We start from the raw sequence: 24,864 nt of genomic DNA on the forward strand, positions 1-24,864 counted from the left end.
CCTCACCAGGTGGCGCCGGGGTGCTGGCGCGCCAGCACCTGCATCTCGGCGAGGATGTGGCCGCGCTGCTCGCTGAACTGCCCGGAGCGGTCGCCGCCCCAGGCGCCCAGGACCTCGGGGACCGACAGCTCCGCCTCGTCGAGGACGGCCTCGATCCGCGTGTCGAAGTCGGCCCGCAGCGAGGAGGGGCGCACGGCGACGTCCCCGAGGGACTCGATGAGCTCGTCGTCGTGGAACAGCTCGTCCACGTAGGGCCACATGTAGTACAGCCCCGCCTCGATCCGGCGCCGGGACTCCTCGGTGCCCAGGGCCAGGCGCAGCAGCCACTGGCTCGCGTGGTCCTGGTGGTACTCGATCTCCTTGAGCGCCTTGTCCGCGATGGCCGCGAGCGTCGGGTCGGAGGAGCGGACCAGGCGCCGGTACAGCTCGTACTGGTAGTAGGAGAAGATCAGCTGCCGGGCGATGGTCTGCCCGAAGTCGCCGTTCTCCTGCTCCACGAGGCGGCAGGAGCGGAACTCCTCCTCGTCGCGGAAGTAGGCGAGGTCGTCCTCGGTCTTCTCCCACGCGGTGCCCGCGTAGCTGAGGAAGAACCGGGCGTGCCCGAGCAGGTCCAGGGCGATGTTGGCCAGCGCGATGTCCTCCTCGAGCTCCGGGGCCCGGGCGATCCACCAGCCCAGGCGCTGGGCGAGCATCAGGGCGTCGTCGCCCAGGTACAGCGCGTAGCGGGCCACGTCCTCGGGGGCCTTCGCCCCGCCGGCCGCGATGTCCTCCGCGGTGATCGCCTCGCCGGCGCTCTGCCGGGTCGCGGAATCGTGGGATGCAAAGCTCACAGGTGCTTCACCCCTTCGCTCTTGGTGTAGTACGTGGCGTGGCGGTAGCTCTTGCCCTGCGCGGACTCGAAGAAGCCGCCCTTGGAGTCGGGGTCCGACGCGGTGATGGCCGCGGAGGGCACGACCCACACGGAGGTCCCCTCGTTGCGGCGGGTGTAGAGGTCCCGGGCGTTGCGCACGGCCATCGTGGCGTCCGGGGCGTGCAGGGATCCGGCGTGGACGTGGGAGAGCCCGCGCGAGGACCGCACGAACACCTCCCACAGGGGCCACTCGTCCGAGGGCGCGCCGATCGGGCTCACGGTGTTCTCGCTCATGCTCAGGCTCCGATGAGTTCGGCGGAGCTGCGCTCCGCGGCGGTCTTGCGGGCATAGGCGGCGGCGGCCTCGCGGACCCACGCGCCGTCCTCGTGCGCCGTGCGGCGGCGCTGCATGCGCTGGAGGTTGCACGGGCCCCGGCCGCCGACGACGGCCTTGAACTCGTCCCAGTCCAGCGGGCCGTAGTCGTAGTGGCCGCGCTCCTCGTTCCACTTGAGGTCCGGGTCCGGCAGGGTGAGGTCCAGCGCCGCGGCCTGCTCGACGATCATGTCCACGAAGCGCTGGCGCAGCTCGTCGTTGGAGAAGCGCTTGATGTTCCACGCCATGGACTGCTTCGAGTTGGGCGAGTCGTCGTCCGGGGGGCCGAACATCTGCAAGGAGGGGCCGTAGAAGCGGTTCACGGCGTCCTGCGCCATCTGCTTCTGGGCGGGCGTGCCGTGCGAGAGCTCGTAGAGGATCTCCCAGCCCTGGCGCTGGTGGAAGGACTCCTCCTTGCAGATGCGCACCATGGCCCGGCCGTAGGGGCCGTAGGAGGCCCGGCACAGCGGGACCTGGTTGGCGATCGCCGCGCCGTCCACGAGCCAGCCGATGGCGCCCATGTCGGCCCAGGTGCGCGCCGGGTAGTTGAAGATCGAGGAGTACTTGGCGCGGCCGTCCAGCAGCTGCTGGTTGAGCTCGGAGCGCGGCGTGCCCAGGGTCTCGGCGGCGGAGTAGAGGTACAGCCCGTGGCCGGCCTCGTCCTGCACCTTCGCCATGAGGATGGCCTTGCGCTTGAGGGACGGCGCCCGGGAGATCCAGTTGCCCTCCGGCTGCATCCCGATGATCTCGGAGTGGGCGTGCTGCGAGACCTGGCGGACCAGCGTCTTGCGGTAGGCGGCGGGCATCCAGTCGCGCGGCTCGATCCGGGAGTCCTCGGCGATGATGCGGTCGAAGTGCTCCTCGCCCGCGCGGTCGAGCTCGGCCTGCTCGGCCGCGTCCGCGGCGGGCACTGCGTGGAGGCCCGTGTTCTGCGTAGTCATGGTGTCCCTCTTCCGACGAGATGGCGCCGCGGGGCGGGAGGGCCGCACGCGACTAACTGACCGTTCGTTCAGAATATGTGTCCGTGCAGGCTCCGTCAACAGGTGGCTCCCGAGTTCGGCAGGATGCTGTCGAGCGACGCCCGGGTTGACATGGACGGCGGAGTGGGATTGTCTACTGAACATTCGGTCGTGAATTGTGAGGAGAGTTACATGTCCCAGGGCCATCCGATCCTCGCGGGGGACCACACCTCGCGCTGGATGGGCATCACCGTGGACCGTGCCGAGTACGGCCACGCACAGATCCGCATGACGCTGCGGGAGGAGATGCTCAACGGGTTCGGCATCGCCCACGGGGGCATGGTCTTCGCCTTCGCGGACACCTGCTTCGCCCTCGCGTGCAACGACCCGGCCGGTGACGGCAGCACCATCACGGTGGCCGCGGGGGTGGACATCAACTTCCTGGCCTCGGCCCACCGCGGGCAGGAGCTCACCGCCGTGGGGACCGTGCGCGCCCAGGCGGGGCGCAGCGGCGTCTACGACATCCAGGTCCTGGCCGGCGACCGGCTCATCGCCGAGTTCCGGGGCCGCAGCCGCACCATCCCGAACCCGGCCCGGCGCGCCGCCGCGCCCGCCGGGGACCCGGCCCAGCAGCCCGTCCTGCAGCCCGTCCAGCCGTCCGTCCCGCAGCCCGAGGAAGTGTGACATGACCGAGTGCTCCGTCCCGAACCCCTACACCCCCGCCCCCGCTCCCGCGGACCGGTCGCAGCCGGACCCCGAGGAGACGATGAGCCGGGACCAGGTCGAGTCCCTGCAGGTCGAGCGGCTGCGCTGGACCCTGCACCACGCCTACGAGAACGTCCCCGCCTACACCGAGCTCTTCGACGGCCACGGGGTGCACCCGGGCGACTTCAAGGAGCTCGAGGACCTCCGGCTGTTCCCGTACACGGACAAGGAGTTCCTGCGGAAGGCGTACCCGTTCAAGTCCCTCGCCGTGCCGATGGGCGAGGTCCGGCGGATCCACGCCTCCTCCGGCACCACCGGGCAGCCCACCGTGGTGGCCTACACCCAGAACGACCTCGACACCTGGGCGGGTCTCGTGGCCCGCTGCTTCCGGCTCTCCGGCGTGCGCCCCGGCGACAAGGTGCACAACGCCTACGGCTACGGGCTGTTCACGGGCGGGCTCGGCGCCCACTACGGCGCCGAGCGCCTGGGCTGCGCCGTCATCCCGATGTCGGGCGGGCAGACCGAGAAGCAGGTCCAGATGATCCGGGACTTCGAGCCCGAGGCCATCCTCTCGACCCCGACCTACCTGCTGACCATCGCGGACGGCTTCAAGAAGCTCGGCCTGGACCCGCGGGAGACGTCCCTGCGCACCGCGGTGCTCGGGGCGGAGCCCTGGACCGAGGAGATGCGCCGGGAGATCGAGACGGCCTTCGACGTCGACGCGTGCGACATCTACGGCCTCTCGGAGGTCATGGGCCCCGGCGTGGCCGGGGAGTCCGCCGCGTCCAAGGACGGCTCGCACATCTGGGAGGACCACTTCCGCCCCGAGATCATCGACCCGTTCACGGACGAGGTGCAGGAGACCGGCCGGCCCGGCGAGCTCGTGTTCACGGCGCTCACCAAGGAGGCCCTGCCGATCATCCGCTACCGCACCCACGACCTGACCCGCCTGCTCCCCGGCACGGACCGGCCCGGGCACCGGCGGATGGGCCGGATCACGGGCCGCTCCGACGACATGATCATCCTGCGCGGGGTCAACCTGTTCCCCTCCCAGATCGAGGAGCTCGCCCTCCAGGTGCCGGAGCTGAGCCCGCACTTCACGCTCGAGATCACCCGCCCGCACCGGATGGACCAGATGACCATCAACATCGAGCGGCGGGAGCAGGTGACCGTCGAGGCCGCCGAGGCCGGCGGTCAGAAGCTCCTGCACGCGATCAAGACGAAGATCGGCTCCTCCGCCTCGATCCGGATCGCCGAGCCGGGAACCCTCGCCCGGTCCTCCGGCAAGCTGCGCCGCGTCTACGACCACCGCAAGGACGCGTGACGTCCCGCGCGCCGACCCGTGCCGCGACCAGCCCCCGAGGCCGCTCGGGGGCTCGTCGCGTCGTAGGATCGTTGTCCTGCCCGTCCCCACCGAGATCGAGGTCCTCATGACGCACGCACCGGCGCCCGCTCCTCCGGCCGGCGCGGCCCCGCGCCGCGGCCGGCCCGGCTACGACCGTGAGACGCTGCTCGCCGTGTGCGTGGAGGTCTTCAACGTCCACGGCTACGACGCCACGTCGATGGGCACGCTGTCCAAGCACCTGGGCATCTCCAAGTCCGCGATCTACCACCACGTGGAGTCCAAGGAGGAGATCCTCGAGCAGGCGCTGGGCCGGGCCCTGGACGCGCTCGAGGAGGTCCTGGTCTCCGCCGAGCGGACGGACGCCCCCGCGGTCCAGCGGCTCGAGCAGGTGATCCGCGGGACCGTGCGCGTGCTCGTGGAGCAGATGCCGTACGTGACGCTGCTGCTGCGGCTGCGGGGCAACTCGGAGGTCGAGACCCGGGCGCTCGAGCGCCGCCGCACCGTCACCCGCCGGGTCGGCGCGCTCATCGAGCAGGCCCAGGCGGAGGGGGACCTGCGCCGCGACCTCAGCGGACGGTCGGCGTCCCGCCTGCTCCTGGGCATGATCAACTCGATCGTCGACTGGTACCGGCCGGACGTGGGCCAGGCCTGGGAGGAGCTGGCCGAGACCGTCGTCGTGCTCGCGTTCTCGGGGCTGCGGGCCCCCTGATCCGCGCGACGGTCGGGGGGCGGTGCTCCGGGGGCGGACGCTACCCGCTCGGCGGTCCGGGGAGCACCGTCCCGGCGGCGGTCTCGTTCCGCGGCTCCACGCCCAGCCGGGCCCCCGCGCCGTCCTCGTCCACGGCGAGCATGTTCGCCGTCCCGAAGATGCCGTCCCCCACAGTCACGTCGTGGCCCCGGCGGCGCAGCTCCCGGACCGCGGCGTCGGAGAACTCCGGCTCCACCTGGAGGGTGTTGCCGGCCGCGTGGGGATAGTTGGACGCGGGAAAGGCCGTGCTGACGAAGCGCGGCCGGGCCACCGCCTCCTGGGGCGTCAGGCCGAAGTCCACGACGTTCATGAACTGCTGGAGCTGCCCCTGCGGCTGGGTGTCGATCCCCGTGTTGCCGCCGAGCAGGTACGGCCGGCCGTCGCGCAGGGCCATGTAGGGCGCCGAGGTGTGCCGCACCGTGGCCCCGGGCGCCACGGCGTTGACGTCGTCCTCGTCGAGGGACAGGAAGCTCATGCGCTCGTTGATGTGGATCCCGGTGTCCCCGACCACCAGGAACTGCCCGCCCAGGCTCGTGGTCACGGCCGCGGCGCTGCCGGAGCGGTCGGTGAGGTGGAACGTGGTGGTGTCCGAGGCCTGCCGGTCGAGCCCGCTGTCGATCGGCCACTGCGCGGCGCGGTCGTCGTCGATGCGCGCCCGCTGGGCCCGGGCGTACTCGTCCGAGAGCAGCCGCTCCACGGGGACGTCGGTGCGCTCGGGGTCGCCCACGTGCGCGTACCGGTCGGCGAAGGCGAGCTTGACCGCCTCGACCTGCCGGTGGACCACGTCGGGGTCGTCGGGGGAGCGGCCGGAGAAGTCGTCCTCGTCCAGGATGTTGAGGGCCTCCAGCATGGCGATGCCCTGGCTGTTGGGCGGGTTCTGGTGGACGGCCACGTCCTCGCCGTAGTCGATGGAGATGGGGTCCACGATCTGCGCCGAGTAGCTGCTGAAGTCCTCGAGGGTGAGGTATCCGCCGTTCCGCTCCGAGAAGGCGATGACGGCCTCCGCCACGGGCCCGCGGTAGAAGTGGTCCCGCGCCGCCCGGATCCCGGCGGAGCGGCCGGGCGCGGCCTCGTAGGCGGCCACGAGGTCCTCGAAGGTGCCGGCCATGTCCTCCTGGCGCACGGTCTCGCCGGCCTGCAGCAGGGCGCCGTCACGGGTGTAGAGCTCGGTCATCACCGGGCTCTGCCGGATGTTCGCCTCCTCCCGGGTCAGCCAGTAGATCATCTCGGAGCTCGCGGGGTACCCCTCGCGGGCCACGGCGATCGCCGGCGCGAGGACCTCGCCCAGGCCCAGTTCGCCGTACTCGCCGAGCCAGAGCATCCACCCGTCCCAGGCGCCGGGGAGGATGGCCTGGTGCATGCCGAAGTCGCCGGCGCGCGGGCGGTAGTCGGCGAGGGTCGCCGCGCTGCCGACCGGGCCCACGCCGTTCAGGCTCGTCACCTCGTCGCGCTCCGCGTCGTAGTACAGGGCCCACGTGCCGCCGCCGAGCACGCTCGAGTAGTAGGGCTCCACCACGCTCAGCACGGCGGCGACCGCGACGGCGGCGTCGGCGGCGGTGCCACCGGCCTCGAGGATCTCCGCGCCCGCCGCGGTGGCCAGCTCGTGGGAGGACACGACCGCCTGCACGTGCGGGGCGGGCTCCTGGGCCGCGCCCGTCGCGGACGTCGTGGCGGGTCCCGGCGTCCGCGCCGGCGTGGAGGCCGCGGTGCCGGCCGGCTCGGACGGGGTCCCCGCGCCGTCCTGGACTGCGGGCCCGCACCCGGTGAGGGCGAGGAGGAGGCCCAGCGCGAGGGCGGCCGTGCGGTGGGCGGGGCTCGGGCTGCGGCGCATCGTGTCTCCTCCGGCCGTGGCGTCCGCCGGCGGCCCTGCGCGGCGTGGCACCGGCACGCGCGAGGGTCCGGGCGGGGTGCTGGTCAGGCTAGCACCGGGCGCAGACCCGCGACAGGCCGCCCCGGCCGTGGCGGTCGCCGAACCCCCAGGAACAGCGCGACCCCCCACGCCGTGGCGTGGGGGGTCGCGTGCACCGTGGGGGCTCGACGGATCAGGGCCCGCGTGCGCGGGCCGGCGGTCAGGCGGCGGGCCAGGTCTTGGCGACCAGGGTCAGCACGTCGTAGGTCGCCACGATCTCGTCGTGCTGGTTGTGCAGGATCGCGTCCCAGCAGACCTCGCCGTACTCGTCGGTGACCCGCGGGGTGATCTGCTTGGCGGTGAGGGTCACCCGGATGCTGTCGTCGTAGGTCACCGGGGTGATGAACCGCAGGTTCTCCAGCCCGTAGTTGGCCAGGACGGGGCCGGGGGCCGGCTCCACGAACAGCCCGGCCGCCCAGGAGACCAGCAGGTAGCCGTGGGCCACCCGCCGCGGGAAGAACGGGTTGGCCGTGGCGGCCTCCTCGTCGGTGTGCGCGTAGAAGGTGTCGCCGGTCCTCTCGGCGAACTCGGTGATGTCCTCGAGGGTCACGGTGCGCAGCTCGGAGGCGAACTGGTCGCCGATCCGCAGGGTCTCCAGGGACTTGCGGAACGGGTGCTCGCCGGTGCCGTTCTCGACCGCCTCGCGGGTCACGGTGTTCGCCGCGGCGCCCCGGTGCCACACGCCGGTCACGGCCGTGAGGATGTCCGGGGGGCCCTGGATCGCGGTGCGCTGCATGTAGTGCTTGACGCCGCGCACGCCGCCCAGCTCCTCGCCGCCGCCGGCGCGGCCCGGGCCGCCGTGGACCAGGTGCGGCATGGGGGAGCCGTGGCCGGTGGAGGTCCTGGCGTCCTGGCGGTTGAGGAAGTGCACGCGCCCGTGGTGGGAGCCGATGCCCGCCGTGAAGCGGGCGGCGGTCGCGCCGTCGTTCGTGCACACGGTCGCCACGAGCGAGCCGCCGCCGAGGGCGGCCAGCCGCACGGCGTCGTCGACGTCGGTGTAGCCGAGGACGGAGGTCACGGGGCCGAAGGCCTCGACGAAGTGCACCTCGGGGGTGTCCGGGTCGTCGAAGGACAGCACCGTGACGGGGAAGAACGCCCCCGCCTCGGTGTCGGCGTCGCCCACGGGGGCGTCCGGCCCGCCCAGGCGGACGGTGCCGCCGGCGGCGACCAGGCGCTGCACGGCCTTGCGGACCTCGCCCTGCTGCTCCTTGGAGGCCAGGGCGCCCATGGTGACGCCCTCGGTGCGGGGGTCGCCGATGACCACGCGCTGCCGCACGCGCTCGGCGACGGCCGCCACGACGTCCTCCACCCGGTCCTGCGGGACGATCACGCGCCGGATGGCCGTGCACTTCTGCCCGGCCTTGGACGTGATCTCGGTGAACACCGCCTTCACGAACGCCTCGAACTCCGGGGTCTCCGGGGTGGCGTCGGGGCCGAGGATCGCGGCGTTGAGGGAGTCGGTCTCGGCGGTGAAGCGCACCCCGCCGTTGATGACGTTGTCGTGCTGGCGCAGCGACTGCGCGGTGCCGGCGGAGCCGGTGAAGGCCACGTGGTCGCGGTAGTCCAGGTGGTCGAGCAGGTCGCGGGCGGAGCCGGAGATCAGCTGGAGCGAGCCCTCGGGCAGGATGCCGGAGTCGAGCATGAGGCGGACGCAGGCGGCCGTGACGTAGCCGGTGGGCGTCGCCGGCTTCACCACGGTCGGCATGCCCGCGATGAAGGCCGGGGCGAACTTCTCGAGCATCCCCCACACCGGGAAGTTGAACGCGTTGATCTGCACGGCCACACCGGGCATCCGGGTGTAGATGTGCTCGCCCAGGAAGGAGCCGTCCTTGGAGAGCTGCTCCACGGCGCCGTCCACGATGACGTTGGCGTTGGGCAGCTCGCGCCGGCCCTTGGAGGAGAACGTGAAGAGGGTGCCGATGCCGCCGTCCACGTCGAAGAAGTGGTCCTTCAGGGTGGCCCCGGTCGAGTAGGAGAGGTCGTAGAGCTCCTGCTTGTGCTCGGTGAGGTACTGGGCGAGCTGCTTGAGCTTCAGCGCCCGCTCGTGGATGGTGAACTCCCCGAGGGCGCGCTGGCCCACGGTCCGGCCGTGCTCCACGGCCGAGGCGATGTCGATGCCGTCCGTGGACACGCGCGCCATGACCGCACCGGTCGAGGCGTCGGCCACCTCCGTGACCTTCTGCGGGTTCTCCGGCGTCCACCACCGGCCGCTCAGGAAGCTGGGGAGGATGGTCTGGGTCTGTGTTGCCGTTGCCACGGTGCGTGGTCCTTTCGCTCGGGTGCGTGCGGGGGACGGTCCGTCGCCCGCATCCTGACCGATCGTTCGGTATTATGACCACGATAACCTACGTCACACGCCGGGACCACCGCCCCACGGTGGTCCCGCACCACGTCGCCGAGCCCCGAGGAGCGCCATGACCACGACCGAGACCCACGAGCCCTGGCGCATCGTGCTGGGCGAGCTCGACGAGAAGATGGGCGTCACCGTGCTCGAGGAGTCGGCGGAGCGCGTGGTCGCCTCCATGCCGGTCGAGGGCAACCGCCAGTCGCTGGGCCTGCTCCACGGCGGGGCCATGGTGGCGCTGGGCGAGGCCGTGGGCTCCTGGGCGGCGGTGATCCACGCGTCCACCCTCGGCAAGGTCGCCGTGGGCGTGGACGTCAACGCCACCCACCACCGGTCCTCCCGCGCGGGCACCGTGACCGCCACGGCCACCGCCCTGCAGCTCGGCCGGTCCCTCACCTGCCACGAGGTGGTCATCGAGCACGAGGACGGCGCACGGCTGTGCACCGTGCGGATCACGAACTTCCTCAAGGACAGGCCGCAGCCGGCCGGGACGTAGGTCCGGGGCCGGATCAGGACGGGCGGCCGAGCCGCCGGCGCAGGGCGGCCAGCTCCTCGGGGGCCAGCCCGGCCTCCACGAGCCAGCGCGAGGCGTCGAACCCGGTCAGCAGCTCCTCGAGGGCCGCCCGGCGCTCCGCGAGCAGCGCGGTCAGCTCGCGCTCGGGGTGGTGGCGCTCCACGGGGTGCGGGACGGGCGAGACGCGGTGCCACTCGTTGATCCCGCGGGCGGCGGCCTCGTCCTCCGCGAGGAGGCGCTCCGGGGGCGCGCCGGCCAGCCCCAGGAGCAGCAGTGCGAGCACCCCGGTGCGGTCCCGGCCGGCCGAGCAGTGCACCACCACGGCGCCCTCGGCGGTCGCCACCGCTCGCACCGCGTCGGCGAGGAGGTCCGGGAACAGCTGCAGGTAGGCGCGGTAGCCGCGGGGGTGGTTGAGGTAGGGCGTGCCCACCAGCGGGAACTGCGGGTGGGCGGGGTCCTCGGTGGGGCGGTGCAGCACCGTGATGCCGGCGCGGGCGGCCGGGTCGTCCACGGGGTCCGTGGGCCTTCGGCGTCGCTCGTCGGCGTTGCGCAGGTCCACGACCGTGCGCACGCCGTCCGCGGCGGCGGCGCGCCAGCCGGCGGGGCTCAGCCGCTCGGAGCGGCCCATCCGCCACACGTCGCCCGCCAGCCGCCGGGCGTTGAGCGCGCCGTCCCACGTGGCGGGGGCACCGGGCTGTGCGTGCATGCCCCCACCCTATGACCGGCGTCCGACGGCCCGCTCGTCCCGCGAGCCCTGCTCGGGCGCACGGACCCCACCGGTGCCGCCCGGGACGGCGGCACTCCTCGTGCGGTCCCGGGCAGCACCGGTGGGTTCGGCGGCAGGGGCAGGGGCGGGGCTACTGGTCGTAGGCGAAGAAGCCCTTGCCGGTCTTGCGGCCGAGCTCGCCCCGGGCCACCATGTCGCGCATCAGCTGCGGGGGCTCGAACCGCGGCCCGAGCTCGGAGGCGAGGTACTCGGCGATGCCCAGGCGCACGTCCAGGCCCACGATGTCCGTCAGCGCCAGCGGGCCGACCGGGAACTTGTAGCCCAGCACCATGGCGTTGTCGATGTCGGCGGGCGAGGCCACGCCCTCCTCGACCATCCGGATGGCCTCGAGCGCGATCGCCACGCCCAGCCGCGAGGAGGCGAAGCCGGGGGCGTCGTTGACGACCACCGCGGTCTTGCCGAGGCCCTCGACCCACTGCACCGAGAGCTGCCTGAGCTCCTCGCCGGTGTGCTTCGAGTTCACGACCTCCACGAGCTTCGAGGCCGGCACCGGGTTGAAGAAGTGCAGCCCGCAGAACCGCTCGGGGCGGGCCAGCTGCTCGGCCAGCCCGTCCACGGACAGCGACGACGTGTTGGTGGCCAGCCACGCGGTCCCGGCCAGGTGGCCCTCGACCTCCTGGAGGGCGGAGACCTTCAGGTCCCACACCTCGGGGACGGCCTCGACGACGAGCTCGCAGTCCGCGAAGTCGGCGTGGTCGAGGGAGACGGTCAGGTTCTCCGCCCACTCGTCCAGGTTGCCGTCGACGCTCCCGCGCTCCAGCGACTTGGCCAGGTCCCGCTCGATCCGCTCCCGGGCGGCCTCGGCGGCCTGCCCGTCGCGCTCGACCACGGTCACCTTCGCCCCGGCGAGCAGGAAGGCGTGGGCGATGCCCGCGCCCATGCGGCCTCCGCCCAGGACGCCGACGGCGGCGGGAACGGCCAGTGCGTGCTTCTCGGTCATGGTCCGGGTGCTCCTACTTCTTGTTCTTCTTGCGGTCCAGGAAGGCCTGCATGCGGTCGAACTTCGCCTGCGACTCGAAGAGCACGGCCTGGGCCAGCTCGTCGATGTGCGGGTGGGCCGACGGCGGGGCGGCGAAGACGCGCTTGGAGATCCGCACGGCCAGGGGGTCCTGGGCGCCGATCCGGTCGGCGAGCGCGTGTGCGGCGCCGACGAGCTGCGCGGGCTCGTGCAGCTCGGTGACCAGGTGCAGGGCGAGGGCCTCGTCCGCGTCGAGGATCCGGCCGGCGAGCAGGATGTCCAGGGCGACGGGTTCGCCGACCAGCTCCTTGAGCCGCCACAGCCCGCCGGCGGCGGCGATGATCCCCAGGTTCGTCTCCGGCTGGCCGATCCGCAGGTGCGGGGTGGCGATGCGGAAGTCGGCCGCGTAGGCCAGCTCCGCGCCGCCGCCCAGGGCGTATCCGTCGATGGCGGCGATCACGGGCATGGGCAGCTTGTGGATGCGGTCGAAGATCTGGGAGTTGATCCCGGCCAGGGCGTCGTCCCGGCGCCGCTCGCGCAGCTGGGCGATGTCGGCGCCGGAGGCGAAGATCCCCCTGCCGTTCACCTCGGTGCCGGAGAGGATCAGGACCTTGGGGTGCCGCTCCAGGTAGCCGCAGACCGTGTGCAGCTCCTCGACCATGGTCGCGTCGATCGCGTTGCGCACCGCGGGGCGGTCCAGGACCACGTGCAGGCGGTCCTCGCGCTCCTCGAGCCGCAGGGCGGCGAACTCTCCGCCGAGGATCTCGCTGGGACCCACCATCAGAGCTTCTCCACGAGCATCGCGGTGCCCTGGCCCACGCCCACGCACATCGTGGCCAGGCCGCGGTCCGCGCCCTCGCGCTCCATCCGGCCCAGCAGCGTCACGACCAGCCGGGAGCCGGAGGAGCCCAGCGGGTGGCCGAGCGCGATGGCCCCGCCGTCGTTGTTCACGGTGCCCGCGTCGAGGCCGAGACGGCGGATGCAGGCGAGGGACTGGCTGGCGAAGGCCTCGTTGAGCTCGACCGCCCCGAGGTCGTCGATGCCCCACCCGGTGCGCCCGAGCACCTTCTGCGTGGCGGGGACGGGGCCGATGCCCATGATCTCCGGGGGCACGCCGGCGGAGGCGCCGTCGACGATCCGGGCCCGGGGGGTCAGGCCGTACTTCTCGGCGGCGCGCTCGGAGACCACGAGGATCGCCGAGGCGCCGTCGTTGAGGGAGGAGGCGTTGCCGGCGGTGACGACCGTGCCGTGGTCGACCACGGGGCGCAGCCTGGCGAGGGCGTCCATCGTGGTGCCCGGTCGGGGGCCCTCGTCGGTGTCGACGACGGTCTCGGCGCCCTTGCGGCCCTTGACCGTGACCGGGACGATCTCGGGGGCGAACCGCCCGGCGTCGATCGCGGCGATCGCCTTCTCGTGGGAGGCCACGGCGAACGCGTCGGCGTCCTCGCGCGAGATGCTGTCCACGATCGCGACCTCCTCGGCCGTCTCCGGCATCGAGTAGGTCATCTTGTCGTGCTTCTTGAACTCGGGGTTGGTGAAGCGCCAGCCGATCGAGGTGTCGAACACCTCGCCGGGCTTCGCGTACGCCTTGGCCGGCTTCTCCATCACCCAGGGGGCGCGGGACATGGACTCCGTGCCGCCGGCGACGACGATGTCGGCGGCCCCGGCCTTGACCATGTGCGAGGCCATGATGATCGCGGACAGCCCGGAGGCGCACAGCCGGTTGACGGTGATGCCGGGGACGGTGTCGGGGAAGCCGGCCAGCAGCCAGGCCATCCGGGCGACGTTGCGGTTCTCCTCGCCGGCGCCGTTGGCGTTGCCGAGGATCACCTCGTCGACGTCGTGCGGGTCGATCCCCGCGTCGGTCACCGCGTGCTTGACCACGAGGGCGGCGAGGTCGTCGGGGCGCACGCTCGCCAGCGCGCCGCCGTAGCGGCCCACGGGAGTGCGGGCCCCGCCGACGAGGAGGGCCTGAGGGGATGAGGGCATGGAAGGAACTCCTGTCGCGACGGGGAGCGGCCGACGTCCGGGCACCGTCGCCCGAATTTACTGACCGATCGTTCATCAAACCTTCCCACGCGGGCGCCCGCATGGTCAACAGAGCGCGCCGACGCAGTGGCCCGCGGTGCGCTCCCGGACCGGGACCCGGGGGCCCGCGGTCCGGCGGCGTCCCGGGAGGCCGCCGCCGGACCGCGGGCCCGTGAGATCCTGGCGTCCTCATCGCAGACACGAGCCGGCGCCGCGCCGGGGTCACCGGAGGTGCAGGATGTCGTTCCAGGAGTCCATGGAGCTCGTCGGGGAGGCCGTCGACGTCGCCGGCGTCGTCGCCATCGTCATCGGGACGGTGGTGGCGAGCCTCCTGGCCCTCAGGGAGCTGCTGGGCAGCCGCGGCGGGGACCGCGGCACCTACGAGAGCTACCGGCAGCGGCTCGGCCGCTCGATCCTGCTGGGCCTGGAGCTGCTCGTGGCCGCGGACATCATCAAGACCGTCGCCATCACCCCCACGTTCGAGTCGGTGGGGGTGCTGGCGCTCATCGTGCTCGTGCGCACCTTCCTCAGCTGGTCCCTCGAGCTCGAGATCACGGGCCGGTGGCCCTGGCAGAAGGAGCACAGGGAGCCCGCCCTCCGGTCCCCGCAGGCCGGGTAGGGCCCGCCCGGGCCGTCAGGCCTCGGGCGGGTACTCCTCCGGGCGCAGGTCACGGCTGCACGGAACGCGGTGGCCGGGCGCCAGCTGGTTGGCGGCCCGCGCGAGGCCGTCCCGGTGCCGGGGCGGCAGGTACAGGGCGTGGTGCAGGTAGGCGTCGAGCTCCAGCTCTCCGACCTCTCCGCCCAGGTGGACGTACCGCACCCACAGGTCGCGCGCTCCCAGTCCGCTGCTCGTCAGCGCGGTGCGGATCATCCTGGCCTGCGTCCTGGCGACCGTCCGATCGTCCATCCGACTCCTTCTGCCCGCTGCCACCAGGATATCGGGGGACCGGGGCACGGGCAGCCCGCACAGGGGCACGGACCGGCCGGCGAGAACCACCCGGGTCTACAGTCTCCTGCCGGCGGTGAGGGAGGCGGACATGAACTCGGCGACGACCTGCTGGGAGATGGCCACGTCCAGGACGAAGACGCCCTCGTCGTGGGTGTCCAGCCAGTCGGCCAGGGCGGTGAGATCGGCCAGGGAGGTGGCCTTGGTCCCGGCCGCGCCCATCGCCCGTCCCAGGGCGGCGAAGTCGACCTCGTCGATGAGCATCGCGGTGGGGTCCAGGCCCTTGGAGGCGTACTGGTGCAGCTCGGCGCCGTAGGCGGAGTCGTTGAGCACCACGACCACCCCGCGGCGGGTGGCACGCAGGAAGGTCTCGAGGTCGGCCAGGCCCATCAGCCCGCCCCCGTCACCGGAGACGAACACGGTGGTGCGCTCGGGGCGGGCGACCGAGACCCCGGCGGCGGAGCCGAAGCCCAGGCCGATGGACTGGAAGGCGGTGCCGACCAGGACCATGGCCTGCGGGTCGGGCACGCTCAGGTACATCGGGGCCCAGCCGATGAAGTGGCCCCCGTCCATCACCACCGAGCGTTCCTCCGGCAGGACGTGCTCGAGGGCCGCGACGACGGCGCGGGGGTTGAGCCGGCCGTCGGGGCCGAACTCGGCCGGGTCCTCCACGGGGGCGGAGCCGCGGAAGTCCTCGGTGGCGACCTCGGGGGCGGCCGCCCGCCAGGTGCGCTGCGGGTCGGCGGCCGGGATCCGGCCGGTGAGGGCCTCCAGGGCCGGGCCCAGGTCCGCGCGGACGTAGTCGGTGACCGGGGGCGTGCGGTCCTCGGGCTCGTTGTCGATGCGGACCACCCGGGTGCCCTCGCCGAAGAGGGTGCCGTAGCGCAGCTGGAAGGCGTTCAGCGAGGCCCCGGCGACCAGCACGAGGTCGGCCTGGCGGGCCAGGTCCAGGCGGTGGGCGCGGGTGAAGCCCCCGGCGATGCCCAGGTCCCAGGGGGAGTCGAAGATCCCGGTGGCCATCGCCGAGGTCATGAACAGCGCCCCGAGGCGGTCCCCGAGCTCGGTGAGGGCGGTGGCGGCCCCGGCCAGCAGCACCCCGCGCCCGGCCAGGATCAGCGGGCGGGCGGCGCCGCGCAGCAGGGCGGCGATGCGGTCGAGCTCCTCGGCCTGGGCGTTCCAGGCCGGCTTGCCCGGCAGCGGGTCCAGCTCCACCGGGTCCGCCAGCGCGGCGGTGGCGTGGTCGTAGGGGATCGCCAGCACCACGGGCTGGACCGTCTGGGCGGCCAGGTCGAAGGCCCGGTGGGTGATCGCGGCCGCGTTGTCGGGGCCGGCGACGAGGGTGGTGACCCCCACGGCGGCGGCCGCTCCGGTCTGGTCGATGTCGAAGGGGCGGGCGCCGGTGGTGGGGGCGTCGCCGACGACGAGGACCAGGGGGATGCGGGCCATCCGGGCCTCCGCCAGGGCGGTGTAGGTGTTGGTGAACCCGGCCCCGTAGGTGGTCGTGGCCGCCCCGACCCGCCCGGTGGCCCGGTGGTAGGCGTCGGCCATGGCCACGGTGGCGGCCTCGTGACGGGCGGAGGTGAAGCCGAAGCCGCGAGAGGTCAGCGAGCTGATCAGGTGCGCGTTGCCGTTGCCCATCAGCCCGAACAGGTGCTCGGTGCGCTCGGCCAGCACGTCGGCCACCGCCGTCGAGACCGTGGGGAGCAGGGGATCGGTGGTCGTGCCGGTGGTGGTGTCGGCGGTCATGGAGGAGTCCTTTCGGCGGGGCTCCGGTGGGAGCCCCCGGGGTGGGAGCTGGGGTGTGCTCGGGGCGGGCCCGGCACGGGCGGAGCCGCCCGCCCGCACCCGTGGGTGCCGGCGGGCGGCTCGGTCGTGCGTGCCGGGGCCGAGGTCAGTCGCGCTGCTTCTCGGCGGCCTCCGCGGCGGCGAGGATCTCCGCGGCCTCGGGGTGCTCGGAGACGTAGTCCTGGTGCACGTCCTGGACGTGCAGGTCGATCTCCTGGATGTCCTTCGGGACCATGGACACGGCGATGAAGGAGACGATCGCGATGCCGGCGATGTAGACGCCGATGGTCCACGACATCCCGGTCTCGTTGAGCAGCAGCTGGGCGATCATCGGGGCGAACGCGCCGCCGATGATGGAGCCGAACGCGTAGCCGATCGAGACGCCCGAGTAGCGCACGCGGGCCGGGAACATCTCGGCGTAGAGCGCCGACTGCGGTCCGTAGGACGGGCCGAGGCCCACGGTGAGGATCACGATGGACAGGGCGAACAGCGGCAGGGACGCGGTGTCGAGCAGGAACCACATCGGCACGGCCCACAGGATGATGATCCCGTAGCCGATCTGGAAGGTGCGGACGCGGCCGATCTTGTCGGAGATCCAGCCGCCGAACATCGTGAACACGAGCCAGCCCACGCCGCCGATGAGGGAGGCGATGAGGGTCTGGGACCGGGGCATGCCCAGCACGTTGGCGCCGTAGGAGGCGAAGAACGCGATGACCAGGTAGCCGGCGGCGTTGTTGGCGGCGAAGATCAGGGCCGCGAGGGTGACCTGCTTGGAGTTGTGCTTGAACAGCTGGCCCAGGGGAGCGGAGGACTCCTTCTTGCGCAGCTGCATCTCCTTGAACACCGGGGACTCGTCCACGGTCTTGCGGATCAGGTAGCCGACCACGATGAGCACCACGGAGGAGATGAACGGGATGCGCCAGCCCCAGGCCTGGAAGTCCTCGGGGGTCATCATCGAGGTGAGGGCGAACATGAAGGACGTGGCCAGCAGCATGCCCAGCGGCACGCCGATCTGCGGGTAGGCGCCGAAGAGCCCGCGCTTGTTCCGCGGGGCGTGCTCCACGGACATCAGGGCCGCGCCGCCCCACTCGCCGCCGGCGGAGAAGCCCTGCATGATGCGCAGCAGCACCAGGAAGATCGGGGCCCAGACGCCGATCGTGGCGTAGGTGGGCAGCAGGCCGATCAGCATCGTCGCCGCGCCCATGCCCACGAGGGTGAGGACCAGGACGAGCTTGCGGCCGTACTTGTCGCCGAGGTGGCCGGCGACCACCGCGCCGAGCGGGCGGAACAGGAAGCTGATGCCCAGGGAGGCCCACGCGACGACCTGGGCGAGGCCGGCGTTCTCCTCGGACAGCGGCGCGAAGTACAGCGGGGCCAGGACGAAGGCCGCGGCCTGGGCGTAGATGAAGAAGTCGTACCACTCGATGGTGGTGCCCACGAGGGTGCCGGCGAGGACCTTGCGCTCCTCGCGCGACATCTCGTGCCGCCCGGCCGGGGCGGATGAAGTGTGCGCCATGGGATCTCCAGTGTGGTCGGGGACGGCGACGTCCTCGGCGGAACCGAACGGATTATGACCGAACGTTCGGTAGTTCGAGACGATACTACGGATGAAAGTGATGCCTGTCACCATCCGTGCGGAACGGCCGATTCATCCGTCGGAAATGTGACGCACCTCACCTGCAGGAGGCCGGTGGGGTCAGCCCGCCGGCCTCCCGGCGGGAGCCGCGGCGCCGGGACCGCGCCCGCCGGAACGCCGCCGGGCCCGGCCCTCGAGGAGGACCGGGCCCGGCGGCGCGGCGGGGGCGTCGACAGCGGCGGCTCAGCGGTAGAGCCGCTCCGAGGCCAGGCGGGCGCCCTCGACGAGGGACTCGAGCTTGGCCCACGCGATCTGCGGGTGCAGGCGCCCGCCGAGCCCGCAGTCGGTCGAGGCGACGACGTTCTCGCGGCCCACCACGGAGGCGTACTGCTCGATCCGGTCCGCGACCAGCTCGGGGTGCTCCACCACGTTCGTCGAGTGCGAGACCACCCCGGGGATGATCACGCGGCCCTCGGGCAGCGGGTGGTCCCGCCAGACCTTCCACTCGTGGGCGTGGCGGGCCGAGGCGCCCTCGAAGGTGTAGCCGCCGGCGTTGATGGTCAGCATCAGGTCCACGAGGTGCTTCAGCTCGAGGTCCGTGGTGTGCGGGCCGTGCCAGGAGCCCCAGCACAGGTGGAAGCGGACCTGCTCCTCGGGGATCCCGCGCAGCGCGTGGTTGAGGGCCTCGACGCGCAGCCGGGTGAACGCCAGGTAGTCCTCGACCGTGGGCTCGGGATTGATCTGGTCCCAGGACTCCGCGATGGAGGGGTCGTCGATCTGCACGGTCAGCCCGGCGTCCGTGATCGCCAGGTACTCCTCGCGCATCGCGTCGGCGCACGCGTACACGAGCTCCTCGTCGGTCTCGTAGTACTCGTTCGTCACCCGCGCCGCGGAGCCGGGGGAGAGGGCGGCGACGAACCCGGTCTCCGCCCCGGTGGCCTCCAGGGCGGCCCGGAGGTGGCGGACGTCCGAGGCCACGGCCTCCTGGCCGGTGTAGCGGAGCGGCCCGGTGATCTTGGGCTGCTTGGTCGAGGAGCGCCCGGTGAGGATGCCCGACGCCGGGTCCTCGTACGCCTCCCGGAAGCGCTCGCGGTCCCGGCGGTCCGGGAAGCTGGTGAGCACGATGTGGCCGGGCGAGGAGCGCTTCTTCTCCGTCGACGCCCACCGGTCCTCGTCGGAGGGGGTGAGGCCGCCGAGGCGGGAGAAGGAGTAGTTCCACCACGCGCCGTAGTCGACCGCGCTGGACATGGTGTGCCCGTACTCGCCGTCGTTGACGACGTCCAGGCCGATCTCGCGCTGCCGGCGCACCACGTCCTCGACGCCCGTGGCGAGCTCGGCGGTGAGCTGCTCGAACGTGATGGCGCCGTCGGCGTGCTGCTGGTTGGCCTCGAGCAGCCGCGGGGTGCGCGGCAGGGAGCCCACGTGGGTGGTCTGCACGTGGTCGGTGTTCTGCATGGTCATGGGTGTCCTCCTCGGGAACGGCGGGGAAGCGGGGGCGGTCAGGGCCGGAGCCGGCGGGAGGCGAGCTCGGCGCCGCCCCTCGCCCGGTTCGCCTCGAGCAGCGCCGGGGTCCGGGGGGGGGGCCCGGCGTGGGTCGTGCGGATGCGGTCGGTGCTGTGCGGCATGGGCCGTGCGTCCTTTCCATCGGTCCTGGCGGTAGCACCGGAGGCGGGGCGGGAAGCCGTCGCCCGGGTTGCTGCGGCGTCGTCGAGCCAGATCTCTCGGCCGCTCTGGATGGTGACCCTGTCATCCAAGCGCACCCGTGCGCGCTGCGCCATTCGGCGCCCGGATGACGGACATGACGCCGTGTGACGCGACCCGGCGCGCGCTCCCGGGCGGCGCTGTCCTTCGCGAACATGGCCTGGATCACATACCGTGGCGGTGATCCGTGCCCCTCACCCCGCGGGCACGACGGACCAGAGGAAGGACCCCCATGTCCCGGACGCCCCAGCAGCAGGACCTCGAGGGCCGCACGGCGCTCGTCACCGGTGGCGCGAGCGGCATCGGCCTGGCCGCCGCCCGGGCCCTCGCCGGCTCCGGCGCGCACGTGGTCGTGGCCGACGTCGACGAGGCCGGGGCGCGGCGCGTCGCGGACGAGCTCGGCGGCCGCGCGTGGGGCGTCGACCTGCTCGACACCGCGGCGCTCGCCGAGCTGAGCCTCGAGGTCGACGTGCTGGTCAACAACGCCGGCATCCAGAAGGTCGCACCCCTCCAGGAGTTCGACCCCGCGGACTTCCACCGGATCCTGGTGCTGATGCTGGAGTCCCCGTTCCTGCTGGTGCGCGCCGCGCTGCCGCACATGTACGAGAGGGGCTGGGGGCGCGTCATCAACGTCTCCTCCGTGCACGGGCTGCGGGCGTCCCCCTACAAGAGCGCCTACGTCTCGGCGAAGCACGGCCTGGAGGGGCTGTCCAAGACCGTCGCGGTGGAGGGCGCGGCCCACGGGGTGACGAGCAACTGCATCAACCCCGGCTACGTGCGCACCCCGCTCGTCGAGAAGCAGATCACCGACCAGGCGAAGGTGCACGGGATCCCCGAGTCCGAGGTGGTGGAGCGGATCATGCTCGGCGAGACGCCGATCAAGAAGCTCGTGGACCCGGAGGACGTCGGCAGCCTGGTCGCGTGGCTGGCCGGACCGCACGCGTCCATGGTCACCGGGGCCTCCTACACGATGGACGGCGGCTGGACGGCGCGCTGAGCCCGCCCCACGCCGCGGCGGTGCGCTGCGGTGCCGCGTCCGGACAGCACGGCGGCCCGGACCGCCCGCTGCCGGTCCGTCCGGGCCCGGCGGCCCGAACAGCACGGCGGCCCGGACCGCCCGCTGCCGGTCCGGACGGGTCCGGCTGCCCGGACGGTCCGCCGCCGGCCCGGGCCGCTCAGCGGTGGCCCAGCTCCCGGGAGAGCCGGTGGGCCTCCGTGAGCAGGGCCCGCCCCAGGGGCTGCCGGCGCTCGCCGGTGAACCGGGGCTCGATGCCCGTGAGGCTCAGCGCGTAGACCGGCGCCCCCGTTGCGTCGAAGACCGCCGCGGCCATGCCCCAGCTGCCCTCGACGATCAGCCCCGGGTTCACGGCGAAGCCCTCCCGCCGCACGTCCGCGAGCAGGGCCCGGATCCGCTCGGGCGTGTGGCCCGGGCCCCAGCCGGCGCGGGCTCCGGCCGTCGCCGCGAGGACCCGGTCCACCTCCGGGTCGGGGAGGTGGGCCAGGATCGCCAGCCCCGCCGAGGCCACGCCCAGCGGCAGCCGCAGCCCTTCGTAGAGGACGTGGGAGCGGATCGGGAACGCCCCCTCCACGCGCGCCAGGCAGACGGTCTCGAGTCCGCGGCGGACCGACAGGAACGCGCTCTCGCCGGTGGCCTCCGCGAGCCGGCGCAGCGACGGCCCGGCCAGCTCGCGGATCGGATAGCGGTGGGCCGCGACCGCGCCCAGCACGTACAGCTCGGGGCCCAGCTGCCAGGTCCCCGTCCCCGCGGCGCGGTCCACGAGACCCTCCTCGGCCAGCCCCGTGAGCAGCCGGTGCACGGTGGGGCGGGTCAGCCCCGTCTCGGCCGCGAGCTCCGCCACGGTGCTGCCCTGCTCCCGGCCGGCCACGGCGCGCAGCAGCCGCGCCACCCGGTGGACCACCTGGGTGCCCGCACCCGCCGTCCGCTCCTGTCCCATGACTCCACTATATGGACACTCGGCGCAGGAATGGCCGGATGCTGAGGAGAAGTCCTGCGCTTCCGGCGGTCCTGTTGACCGACATGTGGAGGCTCCCTAGATTGAGGTCTGAGTCACAGTCGCACGAGAGGGAGGGGTCAGGGTGTCCAAGGTCAGGGACAACGCCGCCGAGCTGCTGGCGGAGAGCCTGCGGAACGGCATGACGCTCGCCGTGGGCGGGTTCGGGCTCAGCGGGATCCCGCGGGATCTCATCGAGGCGGTGCGGGACTCCGGGGTCACGGACCTCACGGTGGTCTCCAACAACATGGGCGTGGACGGCAAGGGCCTCGGGGTCCTGCTCGAGAACCGGCAGGTCAGGAAGGTCCTCGCCTCCTACGTGGGCGAGAACAGGCTGTTCGCCCAGCAGTACCTGGACGGTGTCCTCGAGGTCGAGTTCAATCCGCAGGGCACCCTGGCCGAGCGGCTCCGGGCCGGCGGCGCGGGCATCCCCGCCTTCTACACGAGGACCGGGGTCGGCACCCTCGTGGCCGAGGGCAAGCCGCACGCCGAGTTCGACGGCGAGACCTACGTGCAGGAGCGCGGCATCGTCGCCGACATCGCCCTGGTCCACGCCCACACCGGCGACTCCGACGGCAACCTCGTGTACCGCTACACCGCGCGCAACTTCAACTCGATCGTCGCGACCGCCGGGAAGGTCACCTTCGCGGAGGTCGAGCACCTCGTGGAGGTCGGGCAGATCCACCCGGACCACGTCGTGACCCCGGGCGTCTACGTCCAGCACGTCGCGCAGTACAGCGGCGCCCCCAAGGACATCGAGCAGCGCACCGTCCGCCCCCGCCCGGCCGGGCGGACCGACCAGCAGAACGGAGACCAGGCATGAGCTGGACCCGCGACGAGATGGCGGCGATCGCCGCCGTGGAGCTCTCCGACGGCGACTACGTCAACCTCGGCATCGGCATCCCCACCCTCGTGGCCAACAACCTGCCCGAGGGCGTGAACGTGGTGCTCCAGTCCGAGAACGGCGTGCTCGGCATGGGCCCGTTCCCCTACGAGGGGGACGAGGACCCGGACCTCATCAACGCCGGAAAGCAGACGATCACGCTGCAGCCCGGGGCCTCGATCTTCGACTCCGCCACGTCCTTCGGGATGATCCGCGGCGGCCACGTCAAGATCGCGATCCTCGGCGCCATGCAGGTCTCCGGCACCGGCGACCTCGCCAACTGGATGATCCCCGGCAAGATGGTCAAGGGGATGGGCGGCGCCATGGACCTGGTCGCCGGCACCCCGCGCGTCGTCGTGCTGACCGAGCACGTGGCCAAGGACGGCTCCGCGAAGATCAAGACCGAGTGCGATCTCCCGCTCACCGGCGTGCGCGTGGTCGACCGCGTCGTCACGGACCTGTGCGTGTTCGACGTCGAGGACGGCGGCCTCGTGCTGCGCAGCCTCGCCCCCGGCGTCACCGAGGAGGAGATCCGGGGAAAGACCGAGGCGTCCTTCCGCACGGACCTGCAGGACGTCACCCCCGACACCGTCCCCACCGAGACCGCCGCCCCCGGCGGCGCTGAGGAGAACCGATGAGCACCGCCACCGACGTCGTCGTCCTGTCCGGCGCCCGCACGCCCCAGGGCAAGATCCTGGGCCACCTGGCGTCCTTCACCGCGGCCGAACTGGGCGCCCACGCCATCCGGGCCGCGCTCGAGCGCGCCGGGATCGCCCCCGAGCAGGTGGACTACGTGGTCATGGGCCACGTCCTGCAGGCCGGGGCCGGGCAGAACCCGGCCCGGCAGGCCGCCGTCTCGGCGGGCATCCCGCTGGACGTGCCCGCCGAGACCGTCAACAAGGTCTGTCTCTCCGGGCTCGTGGCCGTCACCAACGCCGCCCGGATGATCCGTGCGGGCGAGGCCGAGGTCGTCGTGGCCGGCGGCCAGGAGTCCATGACCAACACCCCGCACCTCGCGATGGGCGTGCGGCAGGGCAAGAGCTACGGCGACCTCAAGCTCGAGGACGCCGTGGCCAAGGACGGGCTCGTCGACGTCGCCGCGTGCGTGTCCATGGGCTCCCTCACGGAGTCCGGCAACGGCGAGCGCTCGATCTCCCGCGAGGAGCAGGACCGGGTCGCCGCCCAGAGCCACCGGCGCGCGGCGCGCGCCGCGGAGGAGGGCGTCCTCCGCGACGAGATCGCCCCCGTGACCGTCCCGCAGCGCAAGGGCGAGCCGCTGGTCGTCGACACCGACCAGGGCGTCCGGCCGGAGTCCACGGCGGAGTCGATGGCGAAGCTGCGCCCGGCCTTCGCGAAGGACGGCACCATCACGGCCGGCAACTCCTCGCCGCTCTCGGACGGCGCGGCCGCCCTGGTCCTGGCCAGCCGCGAGTACGCCGAGCGCCACGGCCTCGAGCACCTCGCCGTGGTCGGGGCCCCCGGCCAGGTGGCCGGGCCCGACACCTCGCTGCACTCCCAGCCGTCCCGGGCGATCGAGGCGGCCGTGGCGAAGGCCGGCTGGTCCGTGCAGGACCTGGACTTCATCGAGATCAACGAGGCGTTCGCGTCCGTGCTGATCCAGTCCCTGAAAGACCTCGACTACCCCGAGGAGAAGGCCAACATCCACGGCGGCGCCGTGGCCGTCGGTCACCCCATCGGCGCCTCCGGGGCGCGCCTGGCGCTGCACGCGGCGTTCGAGCTGTCCCGCCGCGGCTCCGGCCGGGCGGCGGTGTCGCTGTGCGGCGGCGGCGGGCAGGGCGAGGCGCTGCTGCTCTACCGCGACTGACCCCCGCCGGCGCGACCGGCCCCCACCGGCGCGTCAGGGCTCGGCGGCTCCGTCACCGACGTCGGCGGGTGCACCGCCACGACGCGGCCCGCTGCCCGGGGTCGGGGCCCTGCCCCGGCCAGGACGGGGTGCCGCGGCGCCCCGGGCGGCGCCACCGGGACGCCCGTGGTCCCGGACCCGGCGTCCGGGGCGGTCCGGCCGCCCGCCGGCGCGGACCGAGCCGGCCGCGCCCGGCGGGCCGGCCGCTCACGCGGTGCGCTCCGGGACGCCGCGGTCGCTGCCCGGGCGCAGCAGGTCGGCGCTCGAGGGCACGCGCGGGTGGTAGCGGCGGTCGAGCAGGGTGTTGGCCGCCCAGGACAGCAGGTCCCGCTCCCGCACCGGCAGCTCCAGGCACTGGTGCAGGTACGCGCCGACCTCGAGCTCGTCGGCGCTCCCGCCGAGGCTGAGATAGCGCACCCAGAGCCGGCGGTGCTTGATCGACGCACGCTCGAGCGCCTGGTGCAGTCTGACGGCCTGTTCCCGGCCCAGGGAGTCGTCCATCGTGGTTCCTTCCGTGCGGTGCGGGGGGGGGGGGGGGGGGGGGGGGAGGGGCGCGGGCGGGGCGGCGGCCCCGGGGC

25 protein-coding genes and 1 riboswitch are annotated in these 24,864 nt (G+C 73.1%); of the genes, 9 read left to right on the plus strand and 16 right to left on the minus strand.

Annotated features, from left to right (window positions below; genetic code table 11):
• Positions 1 to 2 precede the first annotated feature (2 nt).
• Genes paaC through paaA form a run of 3 tightly spaced genes read right to left on the minus strand, consistent with a single transcriptional unit; the run spans position 3 to position 2,163 of the window.
• Positions 3 to 830, minus strand: coding sequence for a 1,2-phenylacetyl-CoA epoxidase subunit PaaC (gene paaC / locus RCG67_RS15480; protein ID WP_368827548.1), 828 nt, complete (start codon positions 828 to 830; stop codon positions 3 to 5).
• Positions 827 to 1,144, minus strand: a complete 318-nt coding sequence (gene paaB, locus RCG67_RS15485) for a 1,2-phenylacetyl-CoA epoxidase subunit PaaB (protein ID WP_017833090.1) — start codon at positions 1,142 to 1,144, stop codon at positions 827 to 829. The genes paaC and paaB overlap by 4 nt, the downstream gene beginning before the upstream one ends.
• 2 nt (positions 1,145 to 1,146) lie before the next feature.
• Positions 1,147 to 2,163: a 1,2-phenylacetyl-CoA epoxidase subunit PaaA gene (gene paaA, locus RCG67_RS15490; RefSeq protein WP_082697259.1), complete on the minus strand. Its 1,017-nt coding sequence runs from the start codon at positions 2,161 to 2,163 to the stop codon at positions 1,147 to 1,149.
• 210 nt (positions 2,164 to 2,373) lie between these two features.
• Between paaA and RCG67_RS15495 the strand changes: the two genes are divergently transcribed.
• The 3 genes from RCG67_RS15495 to RCG67_RS15505 all read left to right on the plus strand — a co-directional run bounded on the left by RCG67_RS15495 (position 2,374) and on the right by RCG67_RS15505 (position 4,940).
• Entirely contained in the window at positions 2,374 to 2,865 is a 492-nt protein-coding gene (locus tag RCG67_RS15495; RefSeq protein ID WP_058875440.1) for a hotdog fold thioesterase, read from the plus strand.
• Position 2,866: 1 nt separating this feature from the next.
• Positions 2,867 to 4,210, plus strand: coding sequence for a phenylacetate--CoA ligase family protein (locus RCG67_RS15500; RefSeq protein WP_368827549.1), 1,344 nt, complete (start codon positions 2,867 to 2,869; stop codon positions 4,208 to 4,210).
• Positions 4,211 to 4,316: 106 nt separating this feature from the next.
• Positions 4,317 to 4,940: a TetR/AcrR family transcriptional regulator gene (locus RCG67_RS15505; RefSeq protein ID WP_368827550.1), complete on the plus strand. Its 624-nt coding sequence runs from the start codon at positions 4,317 to 4,319 to the stop codon at positions 4,938 to 4,940.
• A 40-nt stretch (positions 4,941 to 4,980) separates the two neighbouring features.
• Here RCG67_RS15505 and RCG67_RS15510 read toward each other — a convergent pair whose 3' ends face one another.
• Together RCG67_RS15510 and paaZ are read right to left on the minus strand one after the other, a co-directional pair.
• On the minus strand, positions 4,981 to 6,810 hold the full coding sequence (locus RCG67_RS15510; protein WP_368827551.1) for a gamma-glutamyltransferase family protein: 1,830 nt from the start codon (positions 6,808 to 6,810) through the stop codon (positions 4,981 to 4,983).
• Between the two features lie 238 nt (positions 6,811 to 7,048).
• On the minus strand, positions 7,049 to 9,145 hold the full coding sequence (paaZ, locus tag RCG67_RS15515) for a phenylacetic acid degradation bifunctional protein PaaZ (RefSeq protein WP_368827553.1): 2,097 nt from the start codon (positions 9,143 to 9,145) through the stop codon (positions 7,049 to 7,051).
• Positions 9,146 to 9,302: 157 nt separating this feature from the next.
• Between paaZ and RCG67_RS15520 the strand changes: the two genes are divergently transcribed.
• Entirely contained in the window at positions 9,303 to 9,728 is a 426-nt protein-coding gene (locus RCG67_RS15520) for a hotdog fold thioesterase (RefSeq protein WP_368827554.1), read from the plus strand.
• Between the two features lie 13 nt (positions 9,729 to 9,741).
• On the opposite strand, the gene RCG67_RS15525 is transcribed toward RCG67_RS15520, so the two are convergent.
• From RCG67_RS15525 to RCG67_RS15540, 4 genes are all read right to left on the minus strand, one after another.
• Positions 9,742 to 10,452, minus strand: coding sequence for a tyrosine-protein phosphatase (locus RCG67_RS15525; protein ID WP_368827555.1), 711 nt, complete (start codon positions 10,450 to 10,452; stop codon positions 9,742 to 9,744).
• Positions 10,453 to 10,603: 151 nt separating this feature from the next.
• Positions 10,604 to 11,473 (minus strand): 3-hydroxyacyl-CoA dehydrogenase family protein, encoded by an 870-nt coding sequence (locus RCG67_RS15530; protein WP_368827556.1) that lies wholly within the window; start codon positions 11,471 to 11,473, stop codon positions 10,604 to 10,606.
• 13 nt (positions 11,474 to 11,486) lie between these two features.
• Positions 11,487 to 12,272, minus strand: a complete 786-nt coding sequence (locus RCG67_RS15535) for an enoyl-CoA hydratase/isomerase family protein (protein WP_368827557.1) — start codon at positions 12,270 to 12,272, stop codon at positions 11,487 to 11,489.
• Positions 12,272 to 13,480: a thiolase family protein gene (locus RCG67_RS15540; RefSeq protein WP_368827559.1), complete on the minus strand. Its 1,209-nt coding sequence runs from the start codon at positions 13,478 to 13,480 to the stop codon at positions 12,272 to 12,274. Before RCG67_RS15540 ends, RCG67_RS15535 begins: the two co-directional genes overlap by 1 nt.
• Positions 13,481 to 13,757: 277 nt before the next feature.
• Here RCG67_RS15540 and RCG67_RS15545 point away from each other — a divergent pair, with 277 nt between their 5' ends.
• Positions 13,758 to 14,138, plus strand: coding sequence for a DUF1622 domain-containing protein (locus RCG67_RS15545; RefSeq protein ID WP_368827561.1), 381 nt, complete (start codon positions 13,758 to 13,760; stop codon positions 14,136 to 14,138).
• Positions 14,139 to 14,153: 15 nt separating this feature from the next.
• Here RCG67_RS15545 and RCG67_RS15550 read toward each other — a convergent pair whose 3' ends face one another.
• The 5 genes from RCG67_RS15550 to RCG67_RS15570 form a co-directional block, all read right to left on the minus strand.
• Positions 14,154 to 14,426, minus strand: coding sequence for a hypothetical protein (locus tag RCG67_RS15550; protein WP_368827562.1), 273 nt, complete (start codon positions 14,424 to 14,426; stop codon positions 14,154 to 14,156).
• Positions 14,427 to 14,522: 96 nt separating this feature from the next.
• Positions 14,523 to 16,211 (minus strand): thiamine pyrophosphate-binding protein, encoded by a 1,689-nt coding sequence (locus RCG67_RS15555; RefSeq protein ID WP_368827563.1) that lies wholly within the window; start codon positions 16,209 to 16,211, stop codon positions 14,523 to 14,525.
• A gap of 145 nt (positions 16,212 to 16,356) precedes the next feature.
• On the minus strand, positions 16,357 to 17,766 hold the full coding sequence (locus RCG67_RS15560) for an MFS transporter (RefSeq protein ID WP_368827564.1): 1,410 nt from the start codon (positions 17,764 to 17,766) through the stop codon (positions 16,357 to 16,359).
• A gap of 303 nt (positions 17,767 to 18,069) precedes the next feature.
• Entirely contained in the window at positions 18,070 to 19,287 is a 1,218-nt protein-coding gene (locus RCG67_RS15565; protein WP_368827566.1) for a cobalamin-independent methionine synthase II family protein, read from the minus strand.
• Between the two features lie 38 nt (positions 19,288 to 19,325).
• Positions 19,326 to 19,451 carry a hypothetical protein gene (locus RCG67_RS15570; protein ID WP_368827567.1) on the minus strand — a complete coding sequence of 42 codons (126 nt, stop codon included), beginning with the start codon at positions 19,449 to 19,451 and terminating at the stop codon, positions 19,326 to 19,328.
• A 13-nt stretch (positions 19,452 to 19,464) separates the two neighbouring features.
• Positions 19,465 to 19,567, minus strand: a riboswitch (SAM riboswitch).
• A 192-nt stretch (positions 19,568 to 19,759) separates the two neighbouring features.
• Between RCG67_RS15570 and RCG67_RS15575 the strand changes: the two genes are divergently transcribed.
• Positions 19,760 to 20,524, plus strand: coding sequence for a 3-hydroxybutyrate dehydrogenase (locus tag RCG67_RS15575; protein WP_368827568.1), 765 nt, complete (start codon positions 19,760 to 19,762; stop codon positions 20,522 to 20,524).
• A gap of 178 nt (positions 20,525 to 20,702) precedes the next feature.
• Here RCG67_RS15575 and RCG67_RS15580 read toward each other — a convergent pair whose 3' ends face one another.
• A complete protein-coding gene (locus RCG67_RS15580) occupies positions 20,703 to 21,482 on the minus strand; it encodes an IclR family transcriptional regulator (RefSeq protein ID WP_368827569.1) in 780 nt (259 codons plus the stop codon).
• A gap of 142 nt (positions 21,483 to 21,624) precedes the next feature.
• On the opposite strand from RCG67_RS15580, the gene RCG67_RS15585 reads away from it, so the two are divergent.
• Genes RCG67_RS15585 through RCG67_RS15595 form a run of 3 tightly spaced genes read left to right on the plus strand, consistent with a single transcriptional unit; the run spans position 21,625 to position 24,247 of the window.
• Positions 21,625 to 22,362: a CoA transferase subunit A gene (locus RCG67_RS15585; protein WP_368827571.1), complete on the plus strand. Its 738-nt coding sequence runs from the start codon at positions 21,625 to 21,627 to the stop codon at positions 22,360 to 22,362.
• The gene (locus tag RCG67_RS15590) at positions 22,359 to 23,060 is read left to right on the plus strand and encodes a 3-oxoacid CoA-transferase subunit B (RefSeq protein WP_368827572.1); all 702 of its coding nucleotides are present in this window, start codon (positions 22,359 to 22,361) and stop codon (positions 23,058 to 23,060) included. Before RCG67_RS15585 ends, RCG67_RS15590 begins: the two co-directional genes overlap by 4 nt.
• Positions 23,057 to 24,247, plus strand: a complete 1,191-nt coding sequence (locus RCG67_RS15595) for an acetyl-CoA C-acetyltransferase (protein WP_368827573.1) — start codon at positions 23,057 to 23,059, stop codon at positions 24,245 to 24,247. The genes RCG67_RS15590 and RCG67_RS15595 overlap by 4 nt, the downstream gene beginning before the upstream one ends.
• Positions 24,248 to 24,493: 246 nt before the next feature.
• Here the strand turns inward: RCG67_RS15595 and RCG67_RS15600 are convergent, their stop codons facing one another.
• On the minus strand, positions 24,494 to 24,787 hold the full coding sequence (locus RCG67_RS15600) for a hypothetical protein (protein ID WP_368827574.1): 294 nt from the start codon (positions 24,785 to 24,787) through the stop codon (positions 24,494 to 24,496).
• Positions 24,788 to 24,864 lie beyond the last annotated feature (77 nt).

Source organism: Kocuria cellulosilytica, from assembly GCF_040981245.1.
In the GTDB taxonomy this organism is placed as follows: Bacteria; Actinomycetota; Actinomycetes; order Actinomycetales; family Micrococcaceae; genus Kocuria; species Kocuria cellulosilytica.